The sequence below is a fragment of the Mesorhizobium sp. P3_A9 genome, assembly GCF_056402975.1.
The window spans coordinates 1-10,537 of record NZ_JBFUGJ010000210.1 but is presented as its reverse complement, the minus strand read 5'-3'; the positions used below and the strand labels follow the sequence as shown (position 1 = coordinate 10,537).

The following is a 10,537-nucleotide window of genomic DNA, read 5'->3' as shown; positions in this document are numbered from 1 at the left end:
AGCGTGAGGCGGTCGCACGCATTGACGATGTCCTCAGCCACGTCCCACCACAGATCGGCGGTGCCGTCGATCAGGCCGGGCGCGACATAGATGGTGATCGGCGCCCCGTGCTTTTCCAGCACCGGCAGGGCCTCGGTCATGTTGTCACGATAGGCATCGTCGGCGGTGATGGTGGCGAACCGGCCGCCCTTGCCGCCTGCCTTGATACGCTCCACGGCCTCGTCCATCGAGACGAAGGCATAGCCGTCCGCCTTCATGCCGGCGATCACCGCGTCGAGGAAACTGGGCGCGATGTTGAGGTGACGGTTGACGCTGTTTGGCTTCTCCGGTGTCGCCGTCACGCGGTGCAGCATCAGGATGGCGCCGATGCCGCCGACAAACGGTCTGGCCAGCGGTGCGAGGCCGGTATAGCGCGCGAAATTGAGCGCCAGCTTCCGGATTGCCTCCCCACCGTCGATCATTCATTCACCTTTTGCGCCTAGGCTGATCCAAGCACGGAACACGCCTGAGCGCTCCCCCAAATCGGGATCAATACGCCTTAAGGATTGAGGTATGGTTGACGCAATGGCGTCATTTGACGGCAATCGGCTTGCGGCGACCGAAGCTTCGCCACGCGCCCTGCCGAAGGATGCCGAGGTGCTATCGGTTTCCGTTGCCGCAGCCGAAGGGCTCGCGGCCTATGCGGGGTTTTGCAGCTCGGCGCTCTATGCGCCGGCTCAGGGCGCGACATGGATCCTGAACTGGGCCGCTGAGCTCAAGCCCGATCTCCTCGTCGCAACGCTCTCTCTTGAAGGCAAGCCGGTCTTCGCGCTGGCGCTGGAGGTCGTAAGCCAGGGGCCGTTCCGGGTTGCCCGTTTCATGGGCGGCCGCCATGCCAATGGTAATTTCGCAGCGGCCGACCGGCAATGGTTGGCCAGGGCTGACATCACGGCCATCCGCTCGATGTTTGCCGCCATCGCCAAGGCCCGCCCCAACATCGATCTCATCGCGCTGGAACGGTTGCTGCCCGATCTCGACGGCATCGCCAATCCGCTCGCATCGCTCGACCATTTCGCCAGCCCCAATCTTTCGCTGGCCGTCGATCTTGCCGGTGGCTTCGATGCCTTGCTGCTGCGCGCCAGCGGCAAGCGCAAACGCAAGAAACATCGTTCGCAGACGCGCAAGTTCGAGGTCGTCGGCAGCCACCGGCGCATCGAGGCACACACCTCAGACGAGGTGGACAGGTTGCTCGACGCCTTCTTCGAAATGAAGGAGCAGCGCTTCCGCAAGATGGGCATCGCCAACGTCTTCGGCGACGATCAGACCCGCGACTTCTTCCGAGGGCTGTTCACGCAAGCCCTGGCCGAGGACACGCCCTCTTTCGTGCTGCATGGCTTGGAGGTTGCCGGCAAGCTGCGCGCCGTCACCGGATCGAGCCGTTCCGGCAAGCGCCTGATCTGTGAGTTCGGCGCGATCGCCGAGGACGATCTCGCGCACAGCAGTCCCGGCGATTTCCTGTTCTTCGACAACATCCAGGAAGCCTGCGAGAAGGGTTTTGCCGTCTATGATTTCTCCGTCGGTGACGAGCCCTACAAGCGGCAATGGTGCGATATCGAAACCCGGCATTTCGAGGTGCTGGTGCCGCTGACGCTGAAGGGCCGCGCGCTGGCGCAGACGCTGCGCCAGGGCGCGCGGCTGAAGGCCTTCGTCAAGAACAGCCCGACAATCTGGAAGCTGACCAAGATGCTGCGCCGCAAGGCAGCGGGGCAGCCAGCGCCCGCTCACACGGACGACGAAAACTAGCGGTCAGAACTTGAGAGCCTCGCGGAGCGCTGGGCCGGCCCTGACGCGAAGGTCGAGATCGGCCTCGATGTGATCGATGTGGTGCAGCATCAAGCGGCTTGCCCGCTCGCAATCGCTGCTCTCCAGTGCACCGACAATTTCCGTGTGCTCGCTGTGCCCGCAGGCTGACACGCCGGACCGTCCGTAAAGCGCAATAACAAGCGAGGAGCGCGCGACCAGCTCCTCCATGAAGCGTTGCAGAATGGCGTTGCCGGCGACGGAGGCCAGCAGCAGATGGAAATCGCCTGACGCCTTGATCTCGGAACGCCGCGCGGTCGGGCCGCGCTCGGCGATGAAGCGGCCTTCCTCGTCGAGTTGCGCCTTGAAGGCGACGATGTCGGCTGATGTGACGCGTCCGCAGGCGGCAATGGCAATGCCCGGTTCGATCAACCGGCGCGAGGCGAAGACCTGGCGCGCCTCCTCGGGCGAAGGGTTGGCGACGAAGGCGCCGCGGTTGCGCTCGGTGCGCACCAGCCCTTCGAAGGACAGCATCTGCAAGGCAGCGCGCGCCACGGTGCGCGACACGTCGAACAGCGTGCCGACCTCGCCTTCCGAAAGCTTGGTGCCCGGCGCCAGCCGGCGGTCGACGATGGCGTCGCGCAGATTGTCGCGGATCGCCTGAGCGCGATCCTGATTGGCGCTGTCGGTGGCGGAATAGATCTGATCGGCAATATTCATGGCGATGGTGTTCCCGCCCTCTTCTAACGCGACTCGTCCTTCCCGCACGAGAGGCAAAGTGAACACGAAGGCAAAAAAAATTGCATACGATTCTTGTGCAGATCGCGCACAATCGCCCATAATTTGTGCAATGCACAAGACGGCCTCCCGGATAGGCAACAGCCGTAAATCCTGATTTTCCAGACAATTCAAAGACTTGTCCGTTCATCCCGAGATTGGCACGCATGATGCTTTGGTTAATGCGACCAAACGGGGAGCCTGAATGTCCAAAGCCGCCGAGATCGACATCGTGTCCGTTTCGAAAGTCTATGGAACCACGACCGCCGTCGAGGACATCAGCCTGAAGATACCGGCGGGCACTTATTGCTGCCTGCTTGGTCCCTCCGGCTGCGRCAAGACTTCGACGCTACGGATGATTGCCGGCCACGAAAGCATTTCGTCTGGTGATGTCCGGCTCGGCAACACCGTCGTCACCGAYCTGCCGCCRGCCAAGCGYGGCACSGCSATGATGTTCCAGTCCTATGCGCTGTTYCCGCATCTCGACCTTATCGACAACGTCGCCTTCAGCCTGAAGATGAAGGGCGTCGACAAGGAAAAGCGCCGCGCCAAGGCGCTCGACATGCTGAAGCTGATGCAGATGGAGGCCTATGCGACGCGCCGGCCGGCGCAGCTTTCCKGCGGCCAGCAGCAGCGCGTGGCACTGGCCCGCGCCCTGATCACCGAGCCGGAAGCGCTGCTGCTCGACGAGCCGCTGTCGGCGCTCGACCCATTCCTGAAGATCCGCATGCGCGCCGAGCTGAAAAAATTGCAGACCTCGCTCGGCATCACCTTCGTCCATGTCACCCACAGCCAGGAGGAGGCGATGGCGCTCGCCGACCTGATCGTGGTGATGAATGACGGCCGCATCGAACAGGCGGCACCGCCGCGCGACGTCTTCGAGCGGCCGGCCACGGCCTTTGTCGCCCGCTTCATGGGCGATCACAATGTCATCTCCGGCCGGGTCACCGGCGCGCGCGACGGCATGGTCGTCTTCGACGTCAATGGCGGTGGCTCGCTCGCCGCCTGTGGGCAAGGCCAGGACGCGGGCGCGCCGATCGACATTGCCATCCGCACCGACCATGTGCGCATCGGCGACGCGCCCTCGCCTGGCCTCGGCTTCACCGGCATCGTCTCCAACATCGAATATCGCGGCGCCACGGTGAAGCTSTCGGTAACCGGCGCCGGCATCGACGATTTCACCGTCATCGTCGACGATTCCGACTTCTTCGCCAAACCCGTCGCCATCGGCGACGCCGTACCGCTCGCCTGGGATCCGCAAGACGCGATCGTCCTCGGCCGCCTCAATCCATGACTCCAACCAAGCAAAACAAGACAGGGGAATAGACATGACAGACACCATACAAACCAAGACTGGCATTTCGCGCCGCTCGCTGCTCAAGACGGGTGCGGCCGCCGTCGGCCTCGCCGCCGGCTCGGGCGTGATTACAGGCTTCCCGACCATCTGGGCGCAGTCCAACATTACGTTGCGCCAGTTCGGCACCGGTGTGTCCAACCTCAACGCCATCGCCGACAAGTGCAAGGCCGACCTCGGCATCACGCTGGAGATGACGGCGACCGATTCCGACGCCGCCGCCCAGCGCGCCGTSACCCAGCCCGACAGCTACGACATYGCCGAYATCGAATACTGGATCTGCAAGAAGGTGTTCCCCASCGGCGTGCTGCAGCCGATGGATGTCAGCAAGCTGAAATAYTACGACGAGCTGGTGCCGCTGTTCAAAACCGGCAAACTCACTCCCGACAGCGTGATTGCCCAGGGCACAGCGCCGCATACCGTCGGCTTCGTCGAGGCGCAGGACTCAAAGACCTTCGCCAAGGCGCCGACCAACTGGTTCACCATGGTGCCGACCATTTACAACGCCGATACTCTGGGCATCCGCCCCGACCTCGTCGGCCGCGACATCACCACCTGGGCCGACATCATGGACCCGGCCTTCAAGGGCAAGACCGCCATCCTCAACATCCCGTCCATCGGCATCATGGACGCCGCCATGATCATGGAAGCCACCGGCAACATCAAATATGCCGACAAGGGCAACATGACCAAGGACGAGATCGACAAGACGATCGACTTCCTGATCAAGGCCAAGCAGGCCGGCCAGTTCCGCGCCTTCTGGAAGTCCTTCGACGAGAGCGTCAATCTGATGGCGTCAGGCGAGGTCGTCATCCAGTCCATGTGGTCGCCGGCAGTGGCGGCCGTGCGTTCCAAGGGCATTGCCTGCCGCTTCCAGCCGCTCAAGGAAGGCTACCGCTCCTGGGGCGGCGGCCTTGGCCTCGCCGCCCACCTCAAGGGCGCCGAACTCGACGCGGCCTATGAATACATCAACTGGTACACGTCGGGCTGGGTCGGCGGCTACCTCAACCGCCAGGGCTACTACTCGGCCAACATGGTCTCGGCCAAGAAGTTCATGACCGAGGACGAGTGGGGCTACTGGATCGAGGGCAAGCCGGCCAAGGGCGAGATCAAGGCCCCGGACGGCACCGTCATGGAAAAGGCCGGCGCCGTGCGCGATGGCGGCTCGTTCGAAGAGCGCATGGGCAAGGTCGCCTGCTGGAACTCGGTGATGGACGAGGACCGCTACATGGTGAAGCGCTGGAACGAGTTCATCGCGGCGTAAGGGAACAAGCGCCGCCGCGCCTTCTCTTCCCCTTCTCCCCTTGTGGGAGAAGGTGGATTGGCGCGCAGCGCCAAGACGGATGAGGGGTGCGTGACGGAGTACCGTCATTGCCAAGCTGCAACACCCCTCATCCGACCTCACTTCGTGAGGCCACCTTCTCCCACAGGGGGAGAAGGAAAGGCCGCTCCGCAAACCTGCACCGAGAGCCTAGATGACAGTCGCGCTCGAACGCCCCGCAATCGCTGCGAAGCCCGCCCGACGACGACGCTTCTCCATCGGCGCCGTCACGCCCTATCTGCAGTCGGCTCCGCTGGCGCTGATCCTCGGCGCGTTCCTGCTTTTGCCCATCATCATGATCGTCGTCGTGTCCTTCTGGGATTACGACTTCGCCGCCATGTATCCGGATTTCCTGACCACCAACTATTCCGATGTTCTCGGCTCATGGGTCACCTGGAAGACCTATCTCAACACCATCAAATTCGCCGCCATCGTCTGGGCGCTGACCTTGTTCATCGGCTTCTGGGTCGCCTATTTCCTCGCCTTCCACATCCGCACCACGGCGATGCAGATGGTGCTGTTCCTGGTCTGCACCGTGCCGTTCCTGACCTCCAACATCATCCGCATGATCTCGTGGATCCCGGTGCTCGGTCGCAACGGGCTGATCAACTCGACACTGGTGCACATGGGTCTGGTGCCAAAACCCATCGAATGGCTGCTCTATTCCGAATTCGCCGTCGTGCTGGCCATGGTGCATCTCTACACGCTGTTCATGGTGACGCCGATCTTCAACACGCTGATGCGCATCGACCGCTCGCTGGTCGAGGCCGCGCGCGACGCCGGCGCCTCTGGCTGGCAGGTGCTGTGGAACGTCATCATCCCGCTGGCCAAGCCCGGCATGGCGATCGGCACCATCTTCGTCGTCACGCTGGTGATGGCCGATTTCTCCACCGTACAGGTGATGTCGGGCGGCCAGAGCGCGTCGGTGGCGCTGATGATGAAGAACCAGATGTCGCTGCTGCAATATCCGGCCGCCGCCGCCAACGCCGTGGTCCTTTTGGTGCTGGTGCTGCTGATGGTCGCCGGCATCCTGCGCATCGTCGATATCCGCCGGGAGCTTTGACGTGAGCCACGAAAAACGCACCCTCGAATTCTACGTGCTCGCCGCCTTCTTCGCGCTGTTCGTGCTGTTCCTCTATGGCCCGCTGTCGGCGATCCTGATCCTCTCCTTCCAGGGCGAGACCGGCGGCCTCACCTTCCCGCTAAACGGCGTGTCGCTGCACTGGTTCGCCAATCTGTTCGAGCGCCAGGCGGTCGGCGATTTCGGCGGCAGCTTCAAGCGTTCGCTGGTGCTGGGCCTGATGGTGATGGTCGTCACCGTCGTCGTGTCGCTGCTCGCCGGCCTCGCCTTCCGGCAAAAATTTCGCGGCGCCACCGCGCTGTTCTATCTGGCGGTCGCCAGTCTCGTCGTGCCCTCCATCATCATTTCGTTGGGCATCGGCGTCGTCTTCCAGCAGGTGGGCTTGCGCCCGGCCTGGTATACRTCGGCCTTCGGCGCGCATCTGACCTGGACCTTGCCGTTCGGTGTGCTCATCATGTTCGCCGTCTTCAACCGCTTCTCGCCGGCCTATGAAGAAGCCGCGCGCGACCTTGGCGCCACCTCCTGGCAGACCTTCGCTCATGTCGTGCTGCCGATGATCGCGCCGAGCCTGATCGGCGTCGGCCTGTTCGGCTTCACGCTGTCCTATGACGAGTTCGCCCGCACACTGATGACCTCAGGCACGTTCAACACGCTGCCGCTGGAAATTTACGGCATGACCACCAATGTCACGACGCCGGTGCTCTACGCGCTGGGCACGGTGACCACCGTATTCTCCTTCCTGGTGATCCTGATAACGCTGGGCGCCATCCTCTATGTCGGCCGCCGCCGGGCGAGAGTGTGATCGTGCAGATCCTGCTGGTGAACCCCAACACGACGGCGAGCATGACCGAGACGATTGCGGCGGCCGCGCGCGGCGTCGCCGGCGTCCAGACCGAAATCGTCGCCGTCACCTCGTCCACGGGACCAGCCTCGATCGAGGGCTATTATGACGAGGCGCTGGCCGTGCCTGGCCTTTTGATGGAGATCGCGGCCGGCGAACGCAGAGGTGCTCAAGCTGCCATCATCGCCTGTTTCGACGACACGGGCCTCGACGCCGCGCGGGCCATGGCAAACATCCCGGTCATCGGCATCTGCGAGGCAGCTCTCAGCATAGCCTCCTTCATCGCCCAGCGCTTCACCGTCGTCACCACCACCGAACGCTCACGCGTGCCGGTGGAGGGGTTGGTGCAACGCTACGGCATGTCGGGACGGGCGCGTGTGCGGGCCGCCGACATTCCGGTGCTGGCACTCGAGGATCCGGCATCAGGGGCGATCGGCAAACTGCGCGACGAGATCGCCCGGGCCGTGGAGGAGGATCGTGCCGAGGCCATCGTGCTTGGCTGCGCCGGCATGGCCGACCTTGCTCACCAGTTGCAGGCGGATTTCGGACTGCCTGTCATCGACGGTGTCGGCGCCGCGATCAAGCAGGCCGAAGCGCTGATTGCGCTCGGCCTGTCGACATCGAAGCGCGGTGCCTATGCCAGCCCGCTGGCCAAGCCGTATCTTGGTATGCTGAAATCATTCTCGCCCGGAGCTGTCGCGGCGGAGTGAAACACCATGCAACCGATCATCCGCACGCTGTCGCTGGCGGAATTGGCCGACCTCATCGACTGGGCGGCAGCCGAGGGCTGGAACCCAGGTCTTGACGATGCAGCGAGGTTCCAAGCGGCGGATCCGGAGGGTTTCATCGGCGCGTTTGTCGGCAACGACATGGTCGCCGCAATCTCGGCGGTGGCCTATGGGCGCGATTTTGGTTTCATCGGCCTCTACATCTGCCGTCCGGACATGCGCGGCAAGGGCTATGGCAAGGCGGTGTGGACCGCCGGCATGAACAGGCTGGGCGGTCGCACAATCGGCCTCGATGGCGTCGAAGAGCAGCAGGCCAACTACCGGAGCAAGGGGTTCAGGCCGGTCTACGAGACCGTCCGTTACAGCGGACGCCCTGCCGCTCTGCCCGTCAGTACCGAGCGGGCTCGCATGGTGACCGCTCAGCCAGGGCCCGACATCACCTGGTATGACGCGCTTTGCTTTCCCGCACCCCGGCACTCTTTCCTGCAGCAATGGCTGCAGGCGCCTCACCATTCCCTGTCAGCGATCACATCGCGGGGAATGGCGGGTTATGCGGTGGGGCGATCCTGCCGCAGCGGCTTCAAGGTCGGCCCGCTCTTCGCCGACGACACGCAGACAGCACTCGACTTGCTCGGGGAGCTGGCGGGCGCGTGCGACGGAGGCGACTTGAATATCGACGTTCCGGCGACCCAGGTGGATTTCATCGCAGCGCTCGAGGCGACGGGCTTCTCACCGACCTTCAGCACCACCCGCATGTACAAAGGTACGCCACCAAAGCTCGATGCCAACAGGGTATTCGGCGTCACGACGCTGGAGCTGGGTTAGGCCGAGCGCCGTTGAACAGCGACTCTTTCAGGCGGCGGAGCGCCGGCCCGGCGTGCCCGGTGGCTCGTGGCCAAGCGGCGTCACCAGCGTCAGATCGGGGTAGCCGCTCTCGATCAGCTTGACCGCTGCCTGGGTCACCTCGTCGTCCGGTTCGAGCATGGACAGGAACACCTCGGTGGCATTGCCGCCCAGGCGGCTGATACCTTGCGCGTCGGCCGGCCCGCATTCGACCACCACCAGGTCATAGGCGGTGGTCAGCGATTGCATGATGATCGGCAGCCGGTCGGCGGCGCGCATGGCGCGGACCGGATCGGCGGTGCCGACGGGAATGACGTGGCAGTCGGAATAGAGATCGGCATGGATCACGTCGCTGAACTGAGCCTGCGAGGCGAGCAGATCGGTGATGCCGGGGAAAAGCCCACTGTCCAGCATCGGCCGCGAGGCGGCGCCCGAGGCGGTCAGGTCGAGCAGCAGGACGCGCAGGCCGGCGTCGGACACCTCGCGCGCCACCAGGATCGCCGATGCGGCCGCCTCGTCGCCTTCGGGCGAAACGAATATGGCGCGCGCGGCCCCGCTGGCGATCAGCTTTTCTGCGGCCTTCTCGATGTCGATCTCGCCGAGCACCGAGCGTGGCCGCTGGACCTCCACGACAGGCTCCGGCTCGGCGACCGATTCTGCCGCTGGGACAGGCTCAGCCTTGGCCACGGGTTCGGCTGCGGCAACAGGCTGCGGCTGCGGCTGCGCCAGCATCTCCGCTTCCATGACCGGTTCAGTGACCGCTTCTGGCCAAGGCGTTTCGGCGGCACGATTGACGAATTCGCTGGCGACAGCCGGCTCCAGGCGTGCATATGGCTCCAGAGGAGCGGCCGGCTCCTGGTGGGCAGTTGGCTCCTGCCGGGCAGTTGCCGGCATCGCCACTTCATCGATGGGCGCAAAACGGGCGCCGGTGGCCGGGCGCATGGCGCGGCCCGAGAACAGTTCCTTGAGCAGCGTGTATATTGCGGCCAGCAGAAGCGAAGCCGCCGCAGCTGCGCCAACGATCGGCCCAACCTTGGGAAAATACGGTTCGGCGGGCACCGAAGCCGGCGAGGAGACCCGGGCGTCGACCGGCACATAGTTGCGGTCCTGACGCGAAGCTGCCTCGCGGTAGTTGGTCAGATAGAGTTCGAGTTGCTGGCGCTTGGCGGCGGCATCGCGCTGCAGCGCGTCGAGACCGACCTGCTCGTTGCCGGCCTGCGCCGATGCTGCCTTCAGTTGATTGACGTCGGAGATGAGCTGGCTTTCACGCGCCTTGGCGGCATCGGCCTGCATCAGCAAGCCCTTCATGATCTTCTGGGCCTCGTTGCGAATTTGTGCATCGAGATCGGCCAGTTGTGATTTCGCGGCGCGAACGCGCGGATGATTGTCGAGCATCGTCGTCGACAGATCTGCGATGTTGGCGCGCAGCTCGGCCTGCCGCTCCCGCAAACGCTGGATCAGGTCGGACGACAGCACTTCCGGCAGTGAGTCGAGCGAGCCGCCATTCTGCAGCGCCTTGCGCACGCTGTCGGCGGTGCCTTCGGCCGCGGCGCGGTTGGCCCGCACCCGTGACAATTCGGTCGAGAGCTCAGCCAGCTGCTGCGTGGCAAGAACCGCATTGTTGCCGCCCATCAGCAGGTCGGACTGGCCGCGGTAGGCCGCGACCTTGGCCTCCGCATCCCGGACCTGCTTCGACAGGTCGGCGATCTCTGGCGCCAGAAAGTCCGCGGCGGCGGTGTTCGATTCGCTTTTGGCGACGCCCTGCCCGGCAATATAGGCGGCGGCAATGGCATCGGGGATGGCGGCGGCGAAC

At 64.2% G+C, this 10,537-nt stretch carries 10 protein-coding genes; 7 read left to right on the top strand and 3 right to left on the bottom strand.

Annotated features, from left to right (window positions below; genetic code table 11):
* The coding region (locus AC1DX0_RS23715; protein ID WP_477357037.1) for a polysaccharide deacetylase family protein at nucleotides 1-461 on the bottom strand (461 nt) is incomplete at its 3' end.
* Nucleotides 462-552: 91 nt separating this feature from the next.
* Here AC1DX0_RS23715 and AC1DX0_RS23710 point away from each other — a divergent pair.
* A complete protein-coding gene (locus AC1DX0_RS23710; protein WP_477221194.1) occupies nucleotides 553-1,782 on the top strand; it encodes a GNAT family N-acetyltransferase in 1,230 nt (409 codons plus the stop codon).
* Nucleotides 1,783-1,785: 3 nt separating this feature from the next.
* Here the strand turns inward: AC1DX0_RS23710 and AC1DX0_RS23705 are convergent, their stop codons facing one another.
* On the bottom strand, nucleotides 1,786-2,499 hold the full coding sequence (locus AC1DX0_RS23705) for a GntR family transcriptional regulator (protein ID WP_477221193.1): 714 nt from the start codon (nucleotides 2,497-2,499) through the stop codon (nucleotides 1,786-1,788).
* Between the two features lie 262 nt (nucleotides 2,500-2,761).
* Between AC1DX0_RS23705 and AC1DX0_RS23700 the strand changes: the two genes are divergently transcribed.
* The 6 genes from AC1DX0_RS23700 (at nucleotide 2,762) to AC1DX0_RS23675 (ending at nucleotide 8,706) form a co-directional block, all read left to right on the top strand.
* A complete protein-coding gene (locus AC1DX0_RS23700; protein ID WP_477357035.1) occupies nucleotides 2,762-3,850 on the top strand; it encodes an ABC transporter ATP-binding protein in 1,089 nt (362 codons plus the stop codon).
* A gap of 34 nt (nucleotides 3,851-3,884) precedes the next feature.
* On the top strand, nucleotides 3,885-5,174 hold the full coding sequence (locus tag AC1DX0_RS23695) for an ABC transporter substrate-binding protein (protein ID WP_477357033.1): 1,290 nt from the start codon (nucleotides 3,885-3,887) through the stop codon (nucleotides 5,172-5,174).
* 211 nt (nucleotides 5,175-5,385) lie between these two features.
* Nucleotides 5,386-6,294 carry an ABC transporter permease gene (locus AC1DX0_RS23690; protein ID WP_477221191.1) on the top strand — a complete coding sequence of 303 codons (909 nt, stop codon included), beginning with the start codon at nucleotides 5,386-5,388 and terminating at the stop codon, nucleotides 6,292-6,294.
* A gap of 1 nt (nucleotide 6,295) precedes the next feature.
* Nucleotides 6,296-7,114, top strand: coding sequence for an ABC transporter permease (locus AC1DX0_RS23685; protein WP_477221190.1), 819 nt, complete (start codon nucleotides 6,296-6,298; stop codon nucleotides 7,112-7,114).
* A gap of 2 nt (nucleotides 7,115-7,116) precedes the next feature.
* Entirely contained in the window at nucleotides 7,117-7,863 is a 747-nt protein-coding gene (locus AC1DX0_RS23680) for an aspartate/glutamate racemase family protein (RefSeq protein ID WP_477221460.1), read from the top strand.
* 6 nt (nucleotides 7,864-7,869) lie between these two features.
* A complete protein-coding gene (locus AC1DX0_RS23675) occupies nucleotides 7,870-8,706 on the top strand; it encodes a GNAT family N-acetyltransferase (RefSeq protein WP_477221189.1) in 837 nt (278 codons plus the stop codon).
* Between the two features lie 27 nt (nucleotides 8,707-8,733).
* On the opposite strand, the gene AC1DX0_RS23670 is transcribed toward AC1DX0_RS23675, so the two are convergent.
* Nucleotides 8,734-10,537, bottom strand: a 1,804-nt coding sequence (locus AC1DX0_RS23670; protein ID WP_477357031.1) for an exopolysaccharide transport family protein, incomplete at its 5' end; no start/stop codon positions are given.